We start from the raw sequence: 20,705 nt of genomic DNA on the forward strand, positions 1-20,705 counted from the left end.
TCAGGTCTGCCCTGACCCCTGCCCCGGGACGTGTCGCCGGCCCGGGGTCAGCCCAGGTCGTAGTTCATGGTGTTCCAGAAGTTCGGCACCGCGCTGAACCATGCCTTCTTCTTGGTCGAGGCGGTGTTGTTGCACCCCACGATGCTGCGGCTGTGCAGGCCGAACGCGTGCCGCTCGCCGGACGACGGCAGCCAGTAGACGCCGCCCCCGCTGTCACCGGGGCACGGGTCGTACCCCTCGTACCGGGTCAGGCCGTTCTGGGCGGCGTCGCTGACACTGGCGATGACACCGCACGGGTTGCCGCTCGTGGCGGGTGCCTGGTACCGGGACGAGATGCAGACGACATCGCCGGCCCAGATGAACGACATGTGGTGCGCCCGACCCCTGACCGGCACCCAGGACGAGGCGGAGATGGCGATCCGCCCCACGGTGTCCGCCGCGTACGTGGAGTTGGTGACCTGGATGCGCCCCGCGTCGACCGGACCGGAGTTGATCGCGTTGGCCGCGGTCATCGTGCCGATCAACGTACCGGCGGTGTACCAGGTGGTCGACGCGCCGATGTTGCAGTGGCCGGCGGTGAGCGCATAGCGCACACTGCCGCTGCGGGCGGTGAAGCCCATCGAGCAGGCACCACCGGAGTGGCGGATCGAGAGCCCGGAACGCAGGCTGTCGTTGCAGGCGGCCCGGGAGGAGCAGATGTCCAGCTCGACGAGGTCCGCGCTCGCCGGCACGATGGTCACCCAGCCCGGAATCGCGCTGCTCGGCAGGCTGGCCACCTCCTGGGGGGTCAGGGCGACGGTCACCGTGTTGCTGGCCACCTCGATGCCCACCCGGCCCTTGGCCGCCACGGCGAGCTGGTCGGTGCCGGTACGCACCGACGCGGCGAGCCGCTCCAGTTCGTCGTAGCTGCGCGCCACCACCTTGGCGGACACGGTGAGCCCGAGCGCCCGACCGGCCGCGACCGCCCGCTCGGCGCTCGCCTGGGTGGTCAGGGCCACGTGGGTGACGCCGGACGGTGGATCGAAGTAGCCCCCGCCGTACGTCTGGGGCTCCGCGGCCAGCTTGTCGTGCAACTGCTTACGGGTGTCCTGCTGGGCCGCCGCGAGCTGGGCGGCGCTGTCGCTGATCGTCGGGTACACGGTCCGGTACGCCAGCATCGCCGCCTGGGTGCCGTCGCGTCCCGTGTCGGCGGCGACAGGATCCGCGGCGTGCGCGGGCGCGGACAGCGTCGCAGCGGCCACCACCGCAGCGGTGACACCGGCCAACAGCCGAATTCTCCTCATAGCGTTCCCTCCCTGGAAAGGTGACTACCACTAGTGAGGAGTCGGTGACGCCGAGAAAAATACCGGGGCGCCAGGAACGATGTCGACAGCTTCACCTCCGGCTGTGGACAACCCTGTGGAAAACCGGTGCAGCTGGGGACAAGTCGGTGGGGTCGCGTCCTGCGGAGCTGACGGTCGGGTGCCGGGTCAGCCGGCTCCGCCCGCTCCGGCCCGCCGGGCCGGTTCCCCCGGGCCGGCGTCACATCGGGGTGGGGACGGCGGAGCGGTGGCCGGGGCGGGGTTACCGTGGGCAGGTGGCGCTCTCCCTGGCGATCTCGCCCTGCCCCAACGACACGTTCGTCTTCGACGCCCTGGTGCACGGCCGGGTGCCGGGGGCTCCGCCGGTCGAGGTGACCTTCGCCGACGTCGACGTCACCAACACCGCCGCCGAACGGGGCGCCTTCGATCTGGTGAAGGTCAGCTACGCCGCGCTCCCCTGGCTGCTCGACGCCTACCACCTGCTGCCCTGCGGCGGCGCGCTCGGCCGGGGCTGCGGCCCGCTCGTGCTCACCCGGGGGCGGGCGGACCGGCCCGACCTGAGTGGGGCCACGGTGGCGGTGCCCGGCGACCGGACCACCGCGTACCTGCTGTTCCGGCTCTGGTCGGCGGGTCGGCCGCCGGCCCGGATCGAGGTGGTGCCGTTCCACGAGATCATGCCGGGCGTGGCGGCCGGTCGGTACGACGCCGGTCTGGTGATCCACGAGGCCCGGTTCACCTACCACCGGTACGGCCTGACCGCGCTGGTGGACCTGGGCGAGTGGTGGGAATCCGACACCGGCCTGCCCATCCCGCTCGGGGCGATCCTGGCCCGTCGGGGGGTGGTCGACCCGGTGGCCGCCGCCGGCTGGATCCGGGAGTCGGTGCGCCAGGCCTGGGCCGACCCGGCGGCCAGCCGGGGGTACGTGCTCGCGCACGCGCAGGAGATGGAGCCCGACGTGGTGGACCGGCACATCGGCCTCTACGTCAACGAGTTCACCGCCGACCTGGGGGACGCGGGGTTCGCCGCCGTGCAGGCGCTGCTGGGCCGGGCCGCCGACGCCGGGCTGGTGCCTCAGACCTCCAGCTCGCGGGCCACGGCGTGGACCAGTTGAGCGATCTTCTGCGCGGTCTTCCGGTCGGGGAAGCGACCCCGGCGCAGGTCCGGCTGGACCTTCGCCTCCAACACCTTGATCATGTCCTCGACCAGGCCGTGCAGCTCCTCGGCGGGCCGTCGACGCAGCTCCGCCATGGACGGCGGCGCATCCAGCAGCTTGACCCCCATCGCCTGGGTGCCCCGCCGGCTGTCCACCACACTGAAATCGACCCGCTGACCACCCTTGAGGTCGGTGACACCGGCCGGCAGCGCGCCCTTCGGCAGGAACACGTCGCCACCCTCGTCACTGGTGACGAACCCGTATCCCTTGGCCGCGTCAAACCACTTCACTCGCCCCGTCGGCACCTTGGAACCCCTGCTTCGCTCGATACGTCTACTGCTCCAAGGCTAGCCCGATGATCCGACCGAGCGCCGCCGGGAATCCGGTGAGGTCGTCGAGCACCACGTGTGCTCCGGCGCCCCGCAGCTCGTCCGCCCGGCAGGGGCCGGTGGCCACCCCCACCCCGGGGACACCGGCCGCCGCGGCCGCCACCATGTCCGCCACGTGGTCACCGACGTAGAGCGCGGCACCGTGCTCCCGCAGCGCCGTCGCCTTCTCCTCGGCGAACAGGTCACCGGCCAGCTCGTCGACCGCCAGCCCGAGGTGGTCCAGGTGCAGCCGGGCCAGCCGGCCGATCTTCGAGGTGACCACCATCACCCGACCGCCGTGCGCGTGCACCGCGTCGACCGCCTCCCGCGCGCCGGGCATCGGTACCGTCGGGGTGATCGCGTACGCCGGGTAGAGCTCCCGGTAGGCCGTCACGGCCTCCTCGATCCGCTCCGCCGGGAACCAGTGGGCGAGTTCGGTGCGCAGCGGCGGGCCGAGCCGGGAGACCGCCAGCTCGGCGTCGACCGGCACGCCCGTGCGGGCGGTGAGCGCCCGGTAGGCGGCGGCGATGCCGGGACGGGAGTCGATCAGGGTCATGTCGAGGTCGAACCCGACCATCAGCGCGGACATCCTGCGAAGGTACCCGGACAGGTCGGTCCGAGCTGGACGTCCGGCGGGCGCGATCGCCCGGCAGCGGGCTAGCGTGGAACGACGATGACCACCTCACTCGCCGACCACCTGCGTGCGCTGCCCGACGAGGCCCTCGCCGCGCTGCTCCAGCTGCGGCCCGACCTCGTCGTGCCGGTGCCGGCCGACGTCTCCGCGCTCGCCCTGCGGGTCGAGTCGCGGGTGTCGGTCGCCCGCGCGCTCGACGGGCTGGACCAGTTCACCCTCCAGATCCTCGACGCCGCCCGGCTCACCCGGCACCCGTCGGAGGGCACCACCTCCGCCGACGCGGTGCTCGCCCTGGCCACCGCCGGCCCGCACCCGCCCGCCCCGGCCGCCGTCCGGGGCGCGGTCGACCGGCTGCGTGCCCGGTTCCTGTTGTACGGCCCGGAGCAGGCGCTGCGCATCACCGGCAGCGTGGACGAGCTGGCCCCGTACCCGGCGGGGCTGGGCCGGCCCGCGGAGGAGCTGGACCTGCGGGCGGCGGCGCTCTGCGCGGACGCCGCGAAACTGCGCCGGACGCTGCTCGCCGCGCCCCCGTCGGCGCGGGCGGTCCTGGACCGGCTCGCCGCCGGCCCGCCGGTCGGCAGCGTGCCGCCGGGCTCGTTGCGGGCGCCCGCGCTCGGCGCGGAGGACGCCCTGCCCCCCGACCCGACCAACGGCGGGCCCGCGACCGGGTCGCCGGTGCGGTGGCTGGTCGAGGCCCGGTTGCTGGTGGCGGTCTCCGCCGGGACGGTCGAGCTGCCCCGCGAGGTCGGGTTGCTGCTGCGCCGGGACACCGGCCCGCTCGGTCCGCTGCGGGCCGACCCGCCGCCGGTCGACGCGCCGCCCCGGGAGGCGAAGGCGGTCGACTCGGCCGGGGTGGGCCAGACCATGGAGGTGGTACGGCACACCGAGGCGCTGCTGGAGGCGTTGACCGCCGAACCCGCGCCGGTGCTGCGTTCCGGCGGAATCGGGGTACGCGACCTGCGCCGCCTGGCCCGCTCGGTGACCCTCGACGAACCGACCACCGCGTTGCTGGTCGAGGTGGCGTACGCGGCCGGGCTGCTCGGTGAGCTGGAGCTGCCCGCCGCGGCCAGCCGGTACGGCGGGGAACAGCAGGTGCTGCCGACCGGCGCGTACGAGGTGTGGCGGGCGGTGTCGCCGGCCCACCGGTGGGAGCAGTTGGCCCGGGCCTGGCTGACGATGAGCCGGCAGGCCGGGCTGGTCGGGCAGCGCGACGACCGGGACCGGCCGATCAGCGCGCTCTCCCCCGAGGCGGAACGGGCCGGTGCGCCGGCCGCCCGTCGGGCGGTGCTCGCGGTGCTGGCCGAGCTGGAACCGGCCACCGCCCCCACCGTCGAGGAGGTGCAGGCGCTGCTCGACTGGCGGGCGCCCCGGCGCAGTCGGGGGCGGGAGGCCGCACACCGGGAGGTGCTGACCGAGGCGGCCCGGCTCGGGGTGACCGGCCTCGGCGCGCTCACCTCGTACGGGCGGCTGCTGCTCGCCGACGTCACCGCCACCGACGAGCAGGGTGGGGACGACCCGCTGGGGCTGCGCGCCGACGCCGAGGGTGGCGACCCGTCGAGCACGGTGCGGGCGCTGGACGCCCTGCTCCCCGCCCCGGTCGACCATTTCCTGGTGCAGGCCGACCTGAGCGTGGTGGTGCCCGGTCCACCGGATCCGACGCTGGCCGCCGAGCTGGAGGCGGTGGGCGAGCCGGAGTCGGCGGGCGGGGCCAGCGTGTACCGGGTCACCACGGCCAGTGTCCGGCGGGCGCTGGATTCCGGCTACACGGCCGACGACCTGCACGAGCTGTTCCGCCGCCGGTCCCGTACCCCGATCCCGCAGGGGTTGACCTACCTGGTGGACGACGTGGCCCGTCAGCACGGCGGGTTGCGGGTCGGCTCGGCCGGCGGGTACGTGCGCAGTGACGACGAGGCGCTGCTCGCCGAGGTGCTGGCCGACCGGCGGCTGACGCCGTTGGCGTTCCGCCGGCTGGCCCCGACGGTGCTCTGCACCTCGTACCAGGTGGGACGGATGCTGACCGCGTTGCGGGACGCCGGGTACGCCCCGGTGCCGGAGGACGCCAGCGGCACGATGGTGCTGGCCCGGCCCCGGGTCCGGCGGGCACCGACCCGGGCGCCGTCGACCGGCCGGGCGCATGATCCGCTGGGCACGCCCCGGCTGGCGCTGCCCCGGCTGATGGGGGTGGTGGAGCAGATCCGGCGGGGTGAGGCGGCGGCGCGGGCGGCCCGGCGGGCCCCGGCGGTGGTCCGCGGCGGCGCGGCCCGTACGGCGGCCGGGCCGCTGCCCGCGCACGGTCACGCCGAGGCGCTGGCGGTGCTCCAGCAGGCGGTCCGGGACAAGGCGCTGGTCTGGGTGGGTTACGTCGACGCGCACGGGGCGACGCTGTCCCGGCTGCTGCGGCCGGTGTCGATCGGCGCCGGTTACCTGCGGGCCGAGGACGAGCGGACCGAGATGCTGCACACCTTCGCCCTGCACCGGATCACGGCGGCGGTCCGGCAGGAGTGACCGCCGGGCCGCCACGCCACGCCCCGGTGGGCGGCGTGGCGTGGCGGCCCGGCGGTGTGCGGGTCGCCGGTCAGCGGCGGCTGCGGCGTACGGTGCCGATGACGGAGACGATGAGGAGCAGGCCGAAGCCGGTGCCGGCGGCCTCGCCTACCGAGTCGATGAAGCCCTGCCGCTGCACCAGCCAGCCGAAGAGGAACCAGCCGACGACGGCGGTCCCGGCGACGGCGTACCCGACCATGGTGGCCGTGGAGACCTCGGTCGGTGGCACCCGGTCGCCGTTCGCCGCGTCCTCGGAGATCATCTCGTGATCGACGGTCATCCCAGCCCTCCCACCCCATCCGGCCCCCGACCTCCAGGGTGGCACCCGGTGGCCAGGACGGACAGGGGGAAATACCCCCGATCCGGCCCCTATGGACAACTACCGACGGGCCGGAGGCGAGACGGGCGGGGTGAGCAGAGGATCAGGTGCCGGGGCGACGGCCCACCAGGACCACCCGGGAGCCGACCTTACCCAGCTCCCACCAGCGCACCGCGTCGGCGTGCAGCAGGTTGACGCAGCCGTGCGAGCCGATCGCCGCGTTGTGCAGGTAGGTGGTGGTCTCGTGGAAGCCGATCCCGCCGTTGAAGCGCTGCCAGTAGGGCAGCCAGACCTCGTAGGGGTTGGACCACTCCTTGAGGTTGCGCAGGTTCACCTTGTACGTGCCGGCGGGGGTGGCGTAGCCGGCCATGCCGGTGCGGGTGACGGTGGGCTTGGCGACCACCTTGCCGTCGCGCATCACCCAGGTGGTCTGCCGGGTCAGGTCGACGCAGAAGGTGGTGCCGGAGCCGGCGGAGCAGCGCTTGACGTCGGTGGTGGCCAGCCGCTTCGCCACGTCGAGTGTCGTCGGGCCGGCGCGTCCCTCGGCGGGTCGGATGTCGTACCGCTGCTGGAACTTCTTGATCGCGGCGCAGTCGGCGTCGGTCTGCCGGCCGTCCACGGTGAGCGTGCCGAACCCGCCCAGCCGGGCCAGGTACGTCTCCACCTCGCGCTGGTGTTCGCCCTGCTCGCAGCGGGTCAGGTTGGCCTTCGTCGGGCTGGGCTGGCGGCGTCCGCTCGACGGCTTCGGGGCCTTGGTGGTGCGGGTCGGCTCGGCGGCGACCTTCGGCTGTAACTTCCGGGAGCGCGGCTTGCTGGTGGACCCGGTCAGCCGGTCGGGCAGGGTGGCGGCACCCGCCCCCGTTACCTGCTCCGCACTGCCGACCGGGGCGATCCCTGCACCGACGCCACCCGGGTCGGCCTGCCGATCGGGCGCGCAACCCCCTGCGCCGACCAGCGTGACCATGGCCAGGGCGACGACCCGGGCTCGGTAACGGACCTGCATGATGTGCCTCCCCAGATCGGTCGTCCCACTGGTAGACGTGTGTCGCCGGGGAATAGTTGCACCCGATGCGAGGATTTTCTGGCACCGCCCCGCCCGCGTGCAACACTGGATGGTCGGCCTGCGGGGGATTCGCCACGGGTCGGGGATTCCGGCCGAGGAGAGGACCTGGCGTGAGCGGTGGACCACTGATCGTGCAGTCGGACAAGACCCTGCTGCTGGAGATCGACCACCCGGACGCCCAGTCCTGCCGGATGGCCATCGCCCCCTTCGCCGAGCTGGAACGTTCCCCGGAGCACGTGCACACCTACCGGCTCACCCCGTTGGGGCTGTGGAACGCCCGCGCGGCCGGGCACGACGCCGAGGCGGTGGTCGACGCGCTGCTGAAGTACTCCCGCTATCCGGTGCCGCACGCGCTGCTGGTGGACGTGGCCGACACGATGGACCGGTACGGCCGGCTCCAGCTCGTCAACGACCCGGCGTCCGGGCTGGTGCTGCGGGGGCTGGACCGGATGGTGCTGATCGAGGTCGCCAAGAGCAAGAAACTCGCCGGGATGCTCGGCGACAGGATCGACGACGACACGATCCGGGTGCACCCGTCGGAGCGGGGTCGGCTGAAGCAGGCGTTGCTGAAGCTGGGCTGGCCGGCGGAGGACCTGGCCGGCTACGTCGACGGCGAGGCGCACGAGATCGCGCTGGCCGAGGACGGCAAGGACGGCGGGAGGCCGTGGACGCTGCGGTCGTACCAGCGGGAGGCGGTGGAGGCGTTCTGGGCCGGCGGGTCCGGGGTGGTGGTGCTGCCCTGCGGCGCGGGCAAGACCATGGTCGGCGCGGCGGCGATGGCCGAGGCGAAGGCGACCACGCTGATCCTGGTCACCAACACGGTCGCCGGCCGGCAGTGGAAGCGGGAGCTGATCGCCCGCACCTCGCTCACCGAGGAGGAGATCGGGGAGTACTCGGGTGAGCGCAAGGAGATCCGGCCGGTCACCATCGCCACGTACCAGGTGCTCACCTCGCGGCGCGGTGGCGCGTTCACCCACCTGGACCTGTTCGGCGCCCGCGACTGGGGCCTGGTCGTCTACGACGAGGTGCACCTGCTGCCCGCGCCGATCTTCCGGTTCACCGCCGACCTCCAGGCCCGCCGCCGGCTGGGCCTGACGGCGACCCTGGTCCGCGAGGACGGCCGGGAGGGCGACGTGTTCAGCCTGATCGGCCCCAAGCGGTACGACGCGCCGTGGAAGGACATCGAGTCGCAGGGCTGGATCGCCCCGGCCCAGTGCACCGAGGTACGGGTCACCCTGACCGACGCGGAACGGATGTCGTACGCGACGGCCGAGGCCGAGGAGCGCTACCGGATGGCGGCGACCGCCCGCACCAAGCTGCCGGTGGTCCGCGCCCTCGTGCAGCGGCACCCCGACGACCAGGTGCTGGTGATCGGCGCGTACATCGACCAGTTGCACGAGCTGGGCGATTACCTGGACGCGCCGATCATCCAGGGGTCCACCACCAACAAGGAACGTGAACGGCTGTTCGACGCGTTCCGCTCCGGCGAGTTGCGCACGCTGGTCATCTCGAAGGTCGGCAACTTCTCGATCGACCTGCCCGAGGCGGCGGTGGCGATCCAGGTGTCCGGGACGTTCGGCTCCCGGCAGGAGGAGGCCCAGCGGCTGGGTCGGGTGCTCCGCCCGAAGTCCGACGGCCGGCAGGCGCACTTCTACACGGTGGTCTCCCGGGACACCATCGACACCGAGTACGCCGCCCACCGGCAGCGCTTCCTCGCCGAGCAGGGGTACGCGTACACCATCGTGGACGCCGACGACATCCTCGGCCCGAAGCTGCCCACGGTCGACTGACCCGCGCCGCCGCATCCCCGTCGGCCGGGCCGCCGTCGTTCCGCCGCGCTCTCATGGGCGGGGCTGCTCTCGTTCCGCCGCGTTCTCGTCGGCGGGATGCTCTCGTTCCGCCCGAACAGCGGGTGTCCGCCGCGACGGCTAGTCTGTCCACAGTCGACGGTCGACCGTCGATGTCGGCACGTCGAAGGGAACCAGAGTGAAGCGCCGGATTCTGCACGTCCTGACGATCGCGGTCGTCGCCATCCCGGGCACCGCCGTGGCCGCCGCGCCGGCCTCGGCCAGCGACGCCCCCGGCTTCGTCTGCAACCTCACCCAGAACACCTGGCTGCGGACGGCACCGCACGGCCAGGTGCTGCGCACCCTGACCGCCGGGCGCGGGTTCCGCTGGCACGGCCAGGGCTGGTCAGAGGACAACGACACCTGGATCTACGGCCACGGCGCCGAGGACCCGTCCATCGACGGCTGGGTTCCGGCCGGCAACACCACCTGCTGACCCCACCCGCCGGGTCATGATCGTCTCAGGGGGCGGGGTAGCGGTTTCGGACACCGCCACCTCGCCCCCACTGAGTTGATCAGAGGGCGAAAGGCTCAGTTCCGGGGCAGGAGGCCGATCTCCTCGATCCGGGCCAGGATGGCCGCGCCGAAGGCAGCGAATCCCACTTCCGGATCCGGCTGCCGAACAAACGCATCGCCTTCCCGCGAGGAGGCCAGCAGACAGGTCGCGTCATAGAGACCCGCGTTCCGGAGGCGCTTGCAGAGGAGCACGTACCGGTCGAGGTACGACGTCTCGCCGAAGGCCGGGTCGACAGGGAACGTGCCGCTGCGAGGCGTACTCCTCCGCAGGGAACGCGGCTCCTCCTCCACCAGCAGCAGGTAGCCGAGCCACGGTCGCACCGCCCCGAGCAGACCATGGTCGTACGCCTGCCGGAGGTCGACCGCGCTGCCGACCGCTTCTTCACTGCGGTTGTTGGAGTTGTTGCCGAACGAGGGGCCGAAGTGCGACTTGAGTTCGATCGCGGCGACGAGTGCACCCTCGTGGATCACCACGAGATCCCACTTCTTGGCTGCCCGGAAGTAGCCGGGAAGTGTCACACCCGATTTGCAGCGGACCGCATCGGGAGCAAACCCGGCAGCACGGAAGACATCGGCGAGGAGTTCCGTGATGGCGTCGAGATGGCCGCCGCCGGTGACCGCCCCCCGCAATCCGGTGTCGGTCCGACCCGACAGCACCTTCTTGGCGGCCTGCGATTCTCGCACCAGCCAGGAGCTACGCACCGCCTCCTCGAGCGAGTGCTGATCCATCGATCACCTCTCCGAACTCTTCGATCCCGTACACGCGTAGCGCCACCCTCGTCGCCGCACGGGTGTCCCGCCGATCGAAGGCGCTGGTGAGAGCAGCCCGGTCGGCAGCCGAGATCACCTCAGGCCGTGGGACACGGATCCGACGCAGATACTGGGCCTGGAAACGAAGGGTGCCGCCCCGCATCCTAACGGCATAGGCCTCCACAAAGGCCTGTGCGACACCCGAGAGCAGGAGTCCACCGAGGACCCGCAGGTCCCAGGAATCGGAGACGATGTAGTAGAGATTGTGGTGCGGATAGAAGCCACCCTCGTCCAGGACGGGGTGAATCGTGGTCTTCATATCCGGAAAGAGCAGCTTGGGGCGCTCGACCAGAGAATGGTCGACCTTGTCGATGGTTCGATACCACTGCTCGGGACGCCGACCGGCCACGTACCGACGCCTGAGGACCGCCGAGTGTCGCTGGTAGTAGGCCCTCAGTCGAGGCAGCGCCGCCAGGTCCACAAGCTGACCGTCCGCGTCCCAGGGGTTGACCAGATAGTGACCCGACCAGGAGTGACATCCCGACGTCGTGTCCCTGACCATCGACAATGGCAGCAACCGCCGTGGCTCGACATCGGCACCCGTCGTAATGAAGACGCTGTCGGCACCGGTGGCCACGCCGATGCCGACCCTGGTCCCCGTGCGGGCGTCCTCCAGCGGCGGGAAGCGATCGTTCAGCTCTTCGATCAGCGCCAGCCGGGACGGTGAACCCGCTGGCCAGGACTCGCCCCCGGTGAACCAGTGCGGCAGCCGGGCAACCTCGTACCTGCTGCTCACCCCGGCCGCCGGCACCGGCCGTAACCCCGGGGCAGACATCGCCTCCGCCAACCCGGGGGCGTCCTGCGCCCCGAACCCCCGCCGGGTCTCCACCACCACCGCCTCGCCCTGGCCGGCCCGACGGATGACCGTGACGGCCGGATAGGCCGACACCTGCCTCTCGAACGCGTCGACGTCGTGCATGTTCACGGTGACATCGACGCTGTAACCGGCGGCGATCAGCTCCCGTAGCTGCCGGCCGTACTGGTTGCGCATCCACCGGTCGGCACAGATGAACGCGAGGACCCCACCCGACGCCAGGGAACGTAACCCCTGCTCGAAGAAGCCGACGTAGAGATCGGAGCGGCCGGTCATGGTCGGGCAGGCGGCACGGTAGGCGAGCATGCGGTCCGCCGGCACGTCCTCCAGTCGGACGTACGGGGGATTGCCCACGACGAAGTCCACGCCGTCCGGAACGTCCGGGTCTAGCAGGTAGTCCCCCTGCCGAACCCACGCCGTCGCCACCTCGCGTGCCTCGGGAAGCGGCCAACCCTCGTCGACCAGAACCTCCCGCACCAGTCTTCTGCTGGCCGTCACGTTCGAGGTCAACAGGTCGAAAGCGTGAACCGCCCGCCTGGCGTCGAGCAGCGGCCGGTCGTGCTTCCGGCACGAGTCACTGACCCGGGCGGCCATCGCGGCCAGGAATGCTCCACCGCCGCAGGCCGGCTCGACCACCGTCAGCGGCGCGAGGTCACGGTCAGGGGTGTAGCCAGCCAGGTCGAGGATCAGGTCGACCACCCAACGGCGGGTGAAGACCTCGCCGTGCTCGACCGACTCCGCCGGGATGGCGGTCAGTGACGACAGCATCTCGCCGAGCATGAGCTGCCGCGTCTCCCCTGCCACCGCCTTCACCCGACGAGCATAGGGCAGCAGGCCCGCCACGGATCAGACCAGCACACCGACCACGCGGCGACCGGTCACCGCCGGGTGGACTCCGCCACGAACACGCCGCGCCCCGGCCGCCCCACCAGCACACCCTGCTCCCGCAGCGTGGCTACGGCGCGCTGGATCGTCGAGTGCGAGACATCGTATAAGCCGGCGAGCACCCGGCCCGCCGGCAACTGACTACCCGGCGGATACGTGCCGTCCTTGATCCTCTTTCGGAGGTCATCGAGCAACTCGTCCATGGTGGGCGGGATAGGCACAGCGCGGCCCCTTGCAGTCGGTTGGCCCACCCAGTATCGATCCACCTCCCCGATGTAGGCAACGCATCTACTGAAAGAGGTGATTATGGTGATGTAGCTGAAGGTGCTGCTAGTTCAGCAGAAGAGGTCAGCGAGGTACTTGACGTAGGTGAAGCCGCATCGGTAGCGTCACTGTCGGTGATGCGGTGCTGTTGCGGTCGGTTGGCACCTCTCGTACCGGTCTCGCATCGCCGCCGGAACCTTGCCCCCGCGCTCCCCCGGCGCGGCGCTGCCACCTGCGCGACGGGTGGCGGCAGGGGTGGCCCCGCCGATCGCAAGCGGCGGGGCCACCCCTCCCCCGACGACCTGCGGCCTCTCCGAAGGGCGGTCACCTCGTGCGCCACCTGCTCCGCCGGCTGACCCGCCGGCACCACGCCCCACGACCACGGAAGCGGATCGACGGACCACCGACCCACTCCATGATCAAATTGCCAAGAGAGACACGACACGCTGGGGAGAGTGCTTCTCATGACCATTTGATCTTGACGCCCCTGACAGTCCCGCCCCCGGACGGGTGGGGTGCGGAGCAGCCGGTGCGCCCGTCCCCGCTGCGCCCCTGGCAGATCCGCGAGCGCTGCTTCAACCATCGTCGGCGTGGCGTCGACCCCGCCGAGATCCGCGCCTTCCTGCACCGGGTCGCCGACGAACTCACCATCGCGCAGACCGCGCTGGTCGCGGTGCAGGAGGAGAACGTCCGCATCCGAAGGGCACTACGTGCATGGCAGAGCGCCCAGTCGGCGAACCACCGGTACCGATGACCGAGCGTTGGGTGATCCACCTGCCGGTCAGCGCGCCCGACCTGCTGCGCGCCCGGATCTTCGCCCGGACCGCCGCCCGGGTACTGGCCCGACTCAGCGCCCGCGTCGAGCCCGGCGGCGTAACGGTGTCACCCGAGGACCACCAGGACGTACACCACTGGGTCTTCTGCGACCGCCCCCTACCCGGCGGAACCCGCTGCACGCTCCCACCCGACCACACCACCCCCTGCACCCGCCGCCCCCTCCCCCACTAACCCCACCCCACCCCACCCAGCCCCCACCACCCGAACCGCCCCGGTGATCAAGAGGTTTGCGTCAACCTGAAGATCAAAATTGACGCAAACCTCTTGATCACCGGGGCGCAGCGGGAGCGGAGAGCGCAACGCGGACGCGGAGCGGAGGCGGGGCGGGGCGGGTGGGGGCGGGGGGCGGGCAGAGTCAGAGCACGCGGGTGATGTGTTCGGTGGTCATCCGGTCGGCCGAGCCGGCGGGGTCGAGGTTGGCGCAGATCACCACGGACGCGCCGGCGGCCAGGGGGGCGAGCAGCCACTTCACCGGTTGTTCGTGTTCGGCGGCGTCGACCAGCAGGCGGTCACCGGGGTGGAGGTCGAGTTGGGCGGCGACCTCCTTGGCGAGGCGTCCCCAGACGGCGTAGCTCGTGCCGTCGGGGGTAGCCGGGGCGGCCGGGTGGACGGCCGTGTAGTCGGGTGGGGTGTCGGTGTGCCGGAGCACCTCGGCGGACCAGTCGAGCCAGCCCACCGGCACGTCGGCCAGCGTCCCGGGGCCGGTACCGACGAGGTAGCGGTGCACCCCGTCGGGCACGTCCTCCAGCCAGTCGTCGAGACGTTCCGGGGTGACGAACACCGCGTCGTACGGTCGGTCGCCGCCCGGTTCGAGGACCGGCAACCCGGCGGTAGCGCGCGGCCGGAACGACACCGCCATCCCCACCGACCAGGCCCCGAGCAACACCGCAGCGGTACGCCAGTGCGGCGGCAACAGCACCGCGACCCGGCTGCCCGGCCCCAGCCCGCACCCGTCGCGCAGCAGCCCGGCGGTGCGCGCCGCCCAGCCACCGAGCTGGCTGGCGGTCAACGCGGTCCGCTCGCCGGTCGCGTCGTCGTAGTAGGTCAGTAGCGGCTGCCCGGCCTGCTCAGGCGCATCGGTCGACGTGCTGACGGTGAGGTGCGCAACCATCGGGCCTCCTGTCCGGACGCAACGCTCCACCCTACCGAGCCGAACCGAGCCGAACCGAACCGAGAACAGCCCAATCGAGCCCAGAACAGCCGAGCCGAGCCGACCTGACCGAGCTGAGCTGAGCTGAGCTGAGTCGAGCTGGCCGAGGCACGCTGAGCTGAGTCGAGCTGGTTGAGCCGAGCTGAGTACGCGTGCACATGACAGCTTCGGTCGCCACGACCAGACTCGACCCCATGCGAACGAAGATCAAGGTCGTCCTGGCCGGTGTGGGTCTGAGCGGGCTGCTGTTGACCGGTGGCTGCGGCTTCCAGGAAGACATCTGCGGCGATGGCGAGTACCCGGCGATCGCCGTGGGCGGGCAGGGCGGCAGTGCCTGCTTCCCGGAGGGTCAGGAGCCCACCGCCCCCTACGTCCGCTACCCGGAGGGCAAGGTCCCTCAGCATGTCGACGACGAGTGGGACGTCTACTGGCGGGACCACGGCATCGACGCGAACGGCACCATCATCGACAGGTGACCGGAAAGGTCCTGCCCGGTCACCGCTTCGACCGGGCAGGACCAGCCGAAACGACGAGGCCCGCGAGCCAGCTCACCGCGGCCGGCGGGGGAGTTCCTGGAGCACTGCTCCCCGTGTATGCGGGGGTAATCCCACGCTGCGAGAGTTGTCGCGGCTCTGCTATGCCTGATCCCCGAACATGCGGGGTGATCCATCCGCATACGCGTCGCTCTGGCCGACGTCGACCTGCTCCCCGCGCATGCGGATCCACAATGTAATCTCCTCCCCCGCATTCGGGTAGTGATCCCGCCAGGCGTCTACCAGCCGACGACCGCCAGGCATCGGCAGATGCCAGTGTCGGTGCGACTCACCGCATCTACCTCTCGGGCAGCGCCGGACCCGCGTCGAGCAGAGGCGCGAGCAGGTCGCCCGACTTCTCCACCCGCCGCAGCACCTCCCCCGCCGTGTACGGCTTCGCCGAAGGCCGCTTCCCGGCCGCCCCCGCCTCCACCTCGTCCCAGGTCAGCGGGGTGGACACCGCCGGCATCGACTGTGCCCGCAGCGAGTACGGCGCGACCGTCGTCTTCGCCGCGTTGTTCTGACTCCAGTCGATGAAGACCTTGCCGGGCCGCAGGTTCTTCGCCATCTTCGACACGATCAGATCGGGGTGTGCCTGTTCCAGCTCCTGCGCGATCCGCCGGGCGTAGCCGGAGACGACCTCGGCGTCCTGGGTGGCGCTGATCGGGCAGCAGAGCTGCATGCCCTTCTTGCCGGAGGTCTTCGGGTACGCCGCCACCCCGTCGCGGGTGAGACGGTCGCGCAGCAGCAGCGCCACCCGGCAGCACTGCCGCAGCGTCGCCGGGGGGCCGGGATCGAGGTCGACGACCATCAGGTCCGGGTGCGCGCCGATCCGCCACTGCGGGGTGTGCAGTTCGAGGGCGGCGAGGTTGGCCAGCCAGACCAGGGTGGGCAGGTCGTCGGCGACCACGTAGTCGATGGTCTCCCGCCCCCTGCTCGACCCGGGGACGGGCAGCGTCTCGGTGCGTACCCAGTCGGGGGTGGCGGCGGGGGCGTTCTTCTCGAAGAACGAGCCGCCGGTGACACCGTTGGGGAACCGGATCCGGGTCAGCGCCCGGTCGGCCAGGTGCGGCAGCAGCACCGGGGCGATCCGGGTGTAGTAGTCGATCACCTCGCCCTTGGTGAACCCGACCTCCGGGTAGAGCACCTTGTCCAGGTTGGACAGCTCCAGTGCCCGGCCGTCGACCTCGACCTTCACCCGGTCAGGCATCCTCGACCTCCCCGGGCGGCTTGTCGGGGCGCAGCCGTAGCACCCGGGGGAACCGCAGCCGCCCGTCCGGGGTGCGCTGGCCGTACTTCACCTCCACCACGATCCGGGGGGTCACCCAGAGCGCACCCCGGGCGTCCTCGCGCGGCAGGTCTCCGGCGAACGGCGGGCCGTCGACCCGTAGCGGTTCGAGTTCGCGCAGCAGTTCCCGTTCCAGGGCCGCGCCGATCCCGCCGCCGACCCGCCCCCGGTAGGTGAGCCGCCCGTCCGGACGCGGCACCCCGACCAGCAGCCCGCCGATCTTCCGCGCGCCGGGCCGCCAACCGCCGATGACGAAGTCACTGGTCACCTCCAGTTTGACCTTGATCCAGTCCGGCGACCGCACCCCGGGCCGGTAGGCGGCATCGACCCGCTTGGCCATTACCCCTTCCAACCCGTGCTCCCCGGCCGCCTGGTAGGTGGCCGCGCCGTCGGCGAAGCAGGGCGGCACCGCCCACCGGGCCGCGCCCAGCCCCAGGCCGTCGAGCGCCGCCCGCCGTTCGTGGTACGGCCACCCGGTGAGATCCTCGCCGCGCAGCCGCAACAGGTCGAAGATCATGTACGTGACGGGGATGGTCGCCGCCAGTCGGGCCGCCTTCGCCCGGTCCCGCACGTGCATCCGCTCGGCGAGAGCGGTGAACGAGGGCTGCCCGGCCGGGTCGAAGAGGACCACCTCGCCGTCGAGCAGCGCGTCGTCCACCTGTTCGGCCAGGGTCACCAGCTCGGGGTACGCGGCGGTGATCTCCGCGCCGGAGCGGGCGTACAGGTGCGGGTGTCCACCGGTCAGGTCGGCGAGCGCCCGTACCCCGTCCCACTTGAACTCGTAGGCCCAGCCGGCACCCACCGGGAGCGGCCCGGTCATCGCGAGCATGGGCTTCAACGGCGCGCCGGGCACTCTCCGAATGTAGTTGCACACGGAAGGTGATGCGGGGGCTTCGATCGTTTGCGATCCTGGTCAGGTCGGCGAGAGGAGCGGGGATGCGGGCGATCTGGAAGGGAGCGGTGTCGTTCGGGCTGGTCTCGATCGGGGTGAAGCTCTACTCGGCCACCGAGGAGAAGGACATCCGGTTCCACCAGGTGCACCGGGACGACGGCGGCCGGATCCGCTACAAACGCACCTGCTCGGTCTGCGGGGAGGAGGTCAGCTACGACGACATCGCCAAGGGGTACGACCTGGGCGGCGGCGAGCTGGTGATCCTGACCGACGCCGACTTCGCCGACCTGCCGCTGACCAGCTCCCGGGCGATCGACGTGCTGGAGTTCGTCCCGGCCGAGCAGGTCGACCCGATCCTCTACAACAAGGCGTACTTCCTGGAGCCGGAGGGGACCGCCACCAAGCCGTACGTGCTGCTGCGGGACGCGCTGGCCGACTCGGAGCGGGTGGCGATCGTCAAGGTGGCGCTGCGCCAGCGGGAGCAGCTGGCCACCCTGCGGGTCCGTGACGGGGTGCTGCTGCTCAACACGATGCTCTGGCCCGACGAGGTGCGTACCCCCGACTTCGGTTTCCTGGACGAGGACCTGAAGGTCCGCCCGCCGGAGTTGGCGATGGCCGCCTCGCTGATCGACTCGATGGCCGGGGAGTTCCAGCCGGACGCCTTCACCGACGACTACCGGGCAGCGTTGCAGGAGGTCATCGACGCCAAGGTGGAGGGGCGTGAGGTGGTCCAGCCGGCGGAGGAGGAGGCCGCGCCGGCCGCCGCGGTGGACCTGATGGCGGCGTTGAAGGCGTCCGTCGAGCGGGCCCGGGTGGCCCGGGGCGAGGCACCGGCCGGCGAGCCGACGCCGATCTCGTCGGCCCGGTCGGCCCAGCGGGCGGCGAAGACCCCGGCGGCGAAGGCCGGGCCGACGAAGAAGACCCCCGCCCGCAGGACCCCGACGAAGAAGGCGGAACCAGCGAAGAAGACCGCCGCGAAGAAGACCACGGAGAAGAAGGCCACCAAGGCCCCGGCGAAGAAGACCGCCGAGAAGAAGACCGCTCCGCGAAAGAGCGCCTGACCGGGCGGGTCGCGACGGTGCCCCCGGCGTGACGGGGAGCCATTTCGCCGGGGTGCACCCCGGCGGTCAGCCCATGCCGAGCTTCCGGGTGGGCGTGATCCGGACGATCACCCGCTCCTCGCCCGGCCGCCGGAACGGGTAGGTGTCCTGCCCGAGGTACTTCTTCGCCAGCCGGTCGATGTGCGCGTCGGCGCCCTCGGTGACGAACTCGGCGGTACCCCGGACCCAGAGGGTGCGGAAGTCGTCGGCCCGGTCGACCACCGACACCGCGACCTCCGGGTTGCGGGCGATGTTGAGGTACTTCTGCCGTCCGAGGGCGGTGTTGAACAGGATGTGCTCGCCGTCGACGTCCACCCAGACCGGGGTGACGTGCGGCGCGCCGTCCGCCTCGATGGTCGCCACGTGGGCGAGCTGGGGTTCGGAGAGCAGGGCCTTGTCTTCGTCGGTGAGGATCGCCATGGTCGAGAACCTACCGCCGGACGGCCCCCGGCACCCGCTGGAAGACCCCGGTGGAACGGGACGCGGTGTCGAATCCGGGGACACGGTGGCGGCCGACGGCCCACCCACGGCATCGATCCGGGTACCGTGTGCGCTGGCCACGGCACCGGGTCGCCGGGCCGGCCACCCACATCAGCAGGGAGTCGAGGACGTGAGCGAGCGTACGGAGAACCGTCCGGCGGGCGAGGGCCAGGGCAAGGAGACGAAGGCACAGCGGCGGCTCGCCGACCAGCTGGCGGCGAAGAAGGCCGCCGAGGCGCGTAAGCGCCGGCAGGCGTGGCTGGGCGCGGTGGCCGGCGTCGCCGTCATCGCGGTGATCGTCGGGGTGTTCGTGGTGGTCCGCAACGGGGAGAAGGACGACCCGAAGCCGGCCGCGGCTCCCGCCGGCTGCGCGGGCGACTTCCCCAAGCTGCCCGAGGGGGCCGACCAGGCGCTGTGCACCAAGCCGCAGGCCACCAAGGGCGAGGGCGAGCTGACCGGGTTGAAGGCCACCCCGCTGATCCGGGGCACCGGCCCGGCCGCCCAGGCCGGTCAGCAGATCACCGTCAACTACGTCGGCGTGTCGTACAAGACCGGTGAGGAGTTCGACGCCTCCTGGAAGCGGTCCGAGCCGTTCTCCTTCGGCCTCGGCCAGGGCAACGTCATCCCGGGCTGGGACCAGGGCATGCAGGGTCAGACCGTGGGCAGCCGGGTCCAGCTCGACATCCCCGCCGACCTGGCGTACGGCGACAAGCCGCAGCGTCCGGGCGCGCCGTCCGGTCCGCTGCGGTTCATCGTCGACGTGCTGGCGGTGCAGTAGACCACAGGGGTCTTCCGGCCCGACACCTACCGGCAGTAGGTTCGGGGTCACCGTGAGCGGCCGGTCCGCCCACGGTGACCCCCACCGAACCGGAGGTGCGCGTGCCGGCGCTGGACGTTCCCGGGCCGACAGCCCGGCTGATGTGGACGCACGTCGAACCCCTGCACGCGATCACCTACTTCCATCCCCGGGCCCGCGCCGCCCACGAGGCGATCGGGTTGCGCGGTTACTGGCGGGGCTACTTCGCGGGCCGCGCCGCTCCCCTCGGCCCGGTCGACGCGGCTCCGGTGATCGCGGCCTTCTTCAGCTTCGCTCCGCCGATGGTCAGCCGGGCGCTGCCGGCGGTGTGGCAGCTCGCCAGCCCCGAGGAGGCGTTGCGCTCCCGGCTCACCGGGGCGGTGCAGGCGCTCGCCGAACTCACCTACGAACTCCCCGAGGCGCACCTGGCCGAGGCCGCTGAGCTGCTGGAGGTGGCGGCCGTCGCGGCCGACACCGCCGGCCGGGTGCTCGGCGCGGCCAACGCCGCCCTGCCGCGCGGCGACTACCCGCTGGCCCGGCTCTGGCAGGCCGCCACCACGCTGCGCGAGCACCGCGGCGACGGGCACGTGGCCGCCCTGGTCGCCGCCGGTCTGGACCCGGTGGAGACGTTGGCCTTCCGGGTCGCCGGGGGCCAGCCGCCGGAGCACCTGCTCGGCCGGGGCTGGACGCCGGAGCAGTGGGACGCGGCCCGGGGCCGGCTGGTCGCCCGGGGCTGGCTGACCGCCGACGGGGCGCCGACCGAGGTGGGACGCAGCGGCTTCCGGGCCGTCGAGGCGGCCACCGACCTCGCCGCGGCCCGCCCCTGGCAGGCCCTCGGCCCGGACCGCGCGGACCGGCTCTGCGAGCTGCTCGACCCGGTCGCCCGGGCCTGCCACACGATCCTGCCCCCGGACAACCCCATCGGACTGCCCGCCCTGCACTCCTGACCGCGCGCCCCGCGACCTGCCCGGCGACCCGGGCGTGTCCCACGACCTGCCCGGCGACCCGGTACCGCGTGTCCCACGGCCTGCCCGGCGACGCGATATTGACACAACTATTAACGTCGACCAGACTGCGGCGACGGGAGCGCTCCCACGTCGAGGTGGGAGG

Annotated in this window: 22 protein-coding genes; 10 read left to right on the plus strand and 12 right to left on the minus strand. The window is 72.1% G+C overall.

Translation table 11 applies throughout. The features are described from left to right. Window positions 1–47 precede the first annotated feature (47 nt). Complete coding sequence (locus GA0070623_RS15775; protein WP_157517411.1) at window positions 48–1,283, minus strand: chymotrypsin family serine protease; 1,236 nt, start codon at window positions 1,281–1,283, stop codon at window positions 48–50. 293 nt (window positions 1,284–1,576) lie between these two features. Here GA0070623_RS15775 and GA0070623_RS15780 point away from each other — a divergent pair, with 293 nt between their 5' ends. Beyond that, window positions 1,577–2,413, plus strand: a complete 837-nt coding sequence (locus GA0070623_RS15780) for a 1,4-dihydroxy-6-naphthoate synthase (protein ID WP_067300228.1) — start codon at window positions 1,577–1,579, stop codon at window positions 2,411–2,413. On the opposite strand, the gene GA0070623_RS15785 is transcribed toward GA0070623_RS15780, so the two are convergent. Next, window positions 2,374–2,760, minus strand: coding sequence for a cold-shock protein (locus tag GA0070623_RS15785; protein ID WP_067300229.1), 387 nt, complete (start codon window positions 2,758–2,760; stop codon window positions 2,374–2,376). The genes GA0070623_RS15780 and GA0070623_RS15785 overlap by 40 nt on opposite strands. Window positions 2,761–2,788: 28 nt before the next feature. Further along, window positions 2,789–3,412: an HAD family hydrolase gene (locus GA0070623_RS15790; protein WP_067300231.1), complete on the minus strand. Its 624-nt coding sequence runs from the start codon at window positions 3,410–3,412 to the stop codon at window positions 2,789–2,791. Window positions 3,413–3,496: 84 nt separating this feature from the next. On the opposite strand from GA0070623_RS15790, the gene GA0070623_RS15795 reads away from it, so the two are divergent. Then, complete coding sequence (locus GA0070623_RS15795) at window positions 3,497–5,962, plus strand: helicase-associated domain-containing protein (protein WP_089004082.1); 2,466 nt, start codon at window positions 3,497–3,499, stop codon at window positions 5,960–5,962. A 70-nt stretch (window positions 5,963–6,032) separates the two neighbouring features. Here GA0070623_RS15795 and GA0070623_RS15800 read toward each other — a convergent pair whose 3' ends face one another. Together GA0070623_RS15800 and GA0070623_RS15805 are read right to left on the minus strand one after the other, a co-directional pair. Beyond that, window positions 6,033–6,281: a hypothetical protein gene (locus tag GA0070623_RS15800; protein ID WP_084260973.1), complete on the minus strand. Its 249-nt coding sequence runs from the start codon at window positions 6,279–6,281 to the stop codon at window positions 6,033–6,035. Window positions 6,282–6,423: 142 nt separating this feature from the next. Continuing rightward, on the minus strand, window positions 6,424–7,326 hold the full coding sequence (locus GA0070623_RS15805; protein ID WP_067300606.1) for a L,D-transpeptidase family protein: 903 nt from the start codon (window positions 7,324–7,326) through the stop codon (window positions 6,424–6,426). A gap of 167 nt (window positions 7,327–7,493) precedes the next feature. Here GA0070623_RS15805 and GA0070623_RS15810 point away from each other — a divergent pair, with 167 nt between their 5' ends. Both GA0070623_RS15810 and GA0070623_RS15815 read left to right on the plus strand, forming a co-directional pair. Further along, window positions 7,494–9,173, plus strand: coding sequence for a DNA repair helicase XPB (locus GA0070623_RS15810; protein WP_067300233.1), 1,680 nt, complete (start codon window positions 7,494–7,496; stop codon window positions 9,171–9,173). 196 nt (window positions 9,174–9,369) lie between these two features. Beyond that, the gene (locus GA0070623_RS15815; RefSeq protein WP_067300234.1) at window positions 9,370–9,666 is read left to right on the plus strand and encodes a hypothetical protein; all 297 of its coding nucleotides are present in this window, start codon (window positions 9,370–9,372) and stop codon (window positions 9,664–9,666) included. A gap of 95 nt (window positions 9,667–9,761) precedes the next feature. Here the strand turns inward: GA0070623_RS15815 and GA0070623_RS15820 are convergent, their stop codons facing one another. From GA0070623_RS15820 to GA0070623_RS15830, 3 genes are read right to left on the minus strand one after another with little or no spacing between them, the layout of a single operon-like run. After that, window positions 9,762–10,475, minus strand: coding sequence for a PaeR7I family type II restriction endonuclease (locus GA0070623_RS15820; protein ID WP_067300237.1), 714 nt, complete (start codon window positions 10,473–10,475; stop codon window positions 9,762–9,764). Continuing rightward, on the minus strand, window positions 10,441–12,213 hold the full coding sequence (locus GA0070623_RS15825) for an Eco57I restriction-modification methylase domain-containing protein (RefSeq protein ID WP_231932384.1): 1,773 nt from the start codon (window positions 12,211–12,213) through the stop codon (window positions 10,441–10,443). The genes GA0070623_RS15820 and GA0070623_RS15825 overlap by 35 nt, the downstream gene beginning before the upstream one ends. A 35-nt stretch (window positions 12,214–12,248) precedes the next feature. Continuing rightward, window positions 12,249–12,458, minus strand: coding sequence for a winged helix-turn-helix domain-containing protein (locus tag GA0070623_RS15830; protein ID WP_067300238.1), 210 nt, complete (start codon window positions 12,456–12,458; stop codon window positions 12,249–12,251). Window positions 12,459–12,997: 539 nt separating this feature from the next. Between GA0070623_RS15830 and GA0070623_RS15835 the strand changes: the two genes are divergently transcribed. Both GA0070623_RS15835 and GA0070623_RS15840 read left to right on the plus strand, forming a co-directional pair. Next, entirely contained in the window at window positions 12,998–13,273 is a 276-nt protein-coding gene (locus GA0070623_RS15835; RefSeq protein ID WP_407937934.1) for a DivIVA domain-containing protein, read from the plus strand. Then, window positions 13,270–13,527: a hypothetical protein gene (locus tag GA0070623_RS15840; RefSeq protein ID WP_067300239.1), complete on the plus strand. Its 258-nt coding sequence runs from the start codon at window positions 13,270–13,272 to the stop codon at window positions 13,525–13,527. Before GA0070623_RS15835 ends, GA0070623_RS15840 begins: the two co-directional genes overlap by 4 nt. Window positions 13,528–13,711: 184 nt before the next feature. Here GA0070623_RS15840 and GA0070623_RS15845 read toward each other — a convergent pair whose 3' ends face one another. Further along, entirely contained in the window at window positions 13,712–14,467 is a 756-nt protein-coding gene (locus GA0070623_RS15845) for a TIGR03089 family protein (RefSeq protein WP_067300241.1), read from the minus strand. 233 nt (window positions 14,468–14,700) lie between these two features. Between GA0070623_RS15845 and GA0070623_RS15850 the strand changes: the two genes are divergently transcribed. Continuing rightward, window positions 14,701–14,982: an SCO0607 family lipoprotein gene (locus tag GA0070623_RS15850; RefSeq protein ID WP_172898409.1), complete on the plus strand. Its 282-nt coding sequence runs from the start codon at window positions 14,701–14,703 to the stop codon at window positions 14,980–14,982. Window positions 14,983–15,337: 355 nt separating this feature from the next. Here the strand turns inward: GA0070623_RS15850 and ligD (GA0070623_RS15855) are convergent, their stop codons facing one another. Then, window positions 15,338–16,249, minus strand: a complete 912-nt coding sequence (ligD, locus tag GA0070623_RS15855) for a non-homologous end-joining DNA ligase (protein WP_067300243.1) — start codon at window positions 16,247–16,249, stop codon at window positions 15,338–15,340. Further along, window positions 16,242–17,180: a non-homologous end-joining DNA ligase gene (gene ligD, locus GA0070623_RS15860; RefSeq protein ID WP_067300245.1), complete on the minus strand. Its 939-nt coding sequence runs from the start codon at window positions 17,178–17,180 to the stop codon at window positions 16,242–16,244. Before ligD (GA0070623_RS15860) ends, ligD (GA0070623_RS15855) begins: the two co-directional genes overlap by 8 nt. An 83-nt stretch (window positions 17,181–17,263) precedes the next feature. Between ligD (GA0070623_RS15860) and ku the strand changes: the two genes are divergently transcribed. Then, window positions 17,264–18,280 (plus strand): non-homologous end joining protein Ku, encoded by a 1,017-nt coding sequence (ku, locus tag GA0070623_RS15865; RefSeq protein WP_067300247.1) that lies wholly within the window; start codon window positions 17,264–17,266, stop codon window positions 18,278–18,280. Window positions 18,281–18,346: 66 nt separating this feature from the next. Here the strand turns inward: ku and GA0070623_RS15870 are convergent, their stop codons facing one another. Then, on the minus strand, window positions 18,347–18,739 hold the full coding sequence (locus tag GA0070623_RS15870; protein WP_067300249.1) for a PPOX class F420-dependent oxidoreductase: 393 nt from the start codon (window positions 18,737–18,739) through the stop codon (window positions 18,347–18,349). Between the two features lie 190 nt (window positions 18,740–18,929). Here GA0070623_RS15870 and GA0070623_RS15875 point away from each other — a divergent pair, with 190 nt between their 5' ends. Together GA0070623_RS15875 and GA0070623_RS15880 are read left to right on the plus strand one after the other, a co-directional pair. Beyond that, the gene (locus GA0070623_RS15875; RefSeq protein ID WP_067300252.1) at window positions 18,930–19,577 is read left to right on the plus strand and encodes an FKBP-type peptidyl-prolyl cis-trans isomerase; all 648 of its coding nucleotides are present in this window, start codon (window positions 18,930–18,932) and stop codon (window positions 19,575–19,577) included. A 140-nt stretch (window positions 19,578–19,717) separates the two neighbouring features. Beyond that, on the plus strand, window positions 19,718–20,542 hold the full coding sequence (locus GA0070623_RS15880; protein ID WP_067300618.1) for an SCO6745 family protein: 825 nt from the start codon (window positions 19,718–19,720) through the stop codon (window positions 20,540–20,542). The last annotated feature ends 163 nt before the right edge of the window (window positions 20,543–20,705 follow it).

This window comes from Micromonospora rifamycinica (assembly GCF_900090265.1).
GTDB lineage: Bacteria > Actinomycetota > Actinomycetes > Mycobacteriales > Micromonosporaceae > Micromonospora > Micromonospora rifamycinica.

Bases quoted from the DNA above. Each gene is read 5' to 3' on its own strand.
- GA0070623_RS15840 (WP_067300239.1), top strand. From the start codon at position 13,270: ATGACCGAGCGTTGGGTGATCCACCTGCCGGTCAGCGCGCCCGACCTG.
- GA0070623_RS15870 (WP_067300249.1), bottom strand. From the start codon at position 18,739: ATGGCGATCCTCACCGACGAAGACAAGGCCCTGCTCTCCGAACCCCAG.
- ligD (WP_067300243.1), bottom strand. From the start codon at position 16,249: ATGCCTGACCGGGTGAAGGTCGAGGTCGACGGCCGGGCACTGGAGCTG.
- GA0070623_RS15850 (WP_172898409.1), top strand. From the start codon at position 14,701: ATGCGAACGAAGATCAAGGTCGTCCTGGCCGGTGTGGGTCTGAGCGGG.
- GA0070623_RS15880 (WP_067300618.1), top strand. From the start codon at position 19,718: ATGTGGACGCACGTCGAACCCCTGCACGCGATCACCTACTTCCATCCC.
- GA0070623_RS15800 (WP_084260973.1), bottom strand. From the start codon at position 6,281: ATGACCGTCGATCACGAGATGATCTCCGAGGACGCGGCGAACGGCGAC.
- GA0070623_RS15775 (WP_157517411.1), bottom strand. From the start codon at position 1,283: ATGAGGAGAATTCGGCTGTTGGCCGGTGTCACCGCTGCGGTGGTGGCC.
- GA0070623_RS15830 (WP_067300238.1), bottom strand. From the start codon at position 12,458: ATGGACGAGTTGCTCGATGACCTCCGAAAGAGGATCAAGGACGGCACG.
- GA0070623_RS15820 (WP_067300237.1), bottom strand. From the start codon at position 10,475: ATGGATCAGCACTCGCTCGAGGAGGCGGTGCGTAGCTCCTGGCTGGTG.
- ku (WP_067300247.1), top strand. From the start codon at position 17,264: ATGCGGGCGATCTGGAAGGGAGCGGTGTCGTTCGGGCTGGTCTCGATC.
- GA0070623_RS15845 (WP_067300241.1), bottom strand. From the start codon at position 14,467: ATGGTTGCGCACCTCACCGTCAGCACGTCGACCGATGCGCCTGAGCAG.
- GA0070623_RS15790 (WP_067300231.1), bottom strand. From the start codon at position 3,412: ATGTCCGCGCTGATGGTCGGGTTCGACCTCGACATGACCCTGATCGAC.
- GA0070623_RS15795 (WP_089004082.1), top strand. From the start codon at position 3,497: ATGACCACCTCACTCGCCGACCACCTGCGTGCGCTGCCCGACGAGGCC.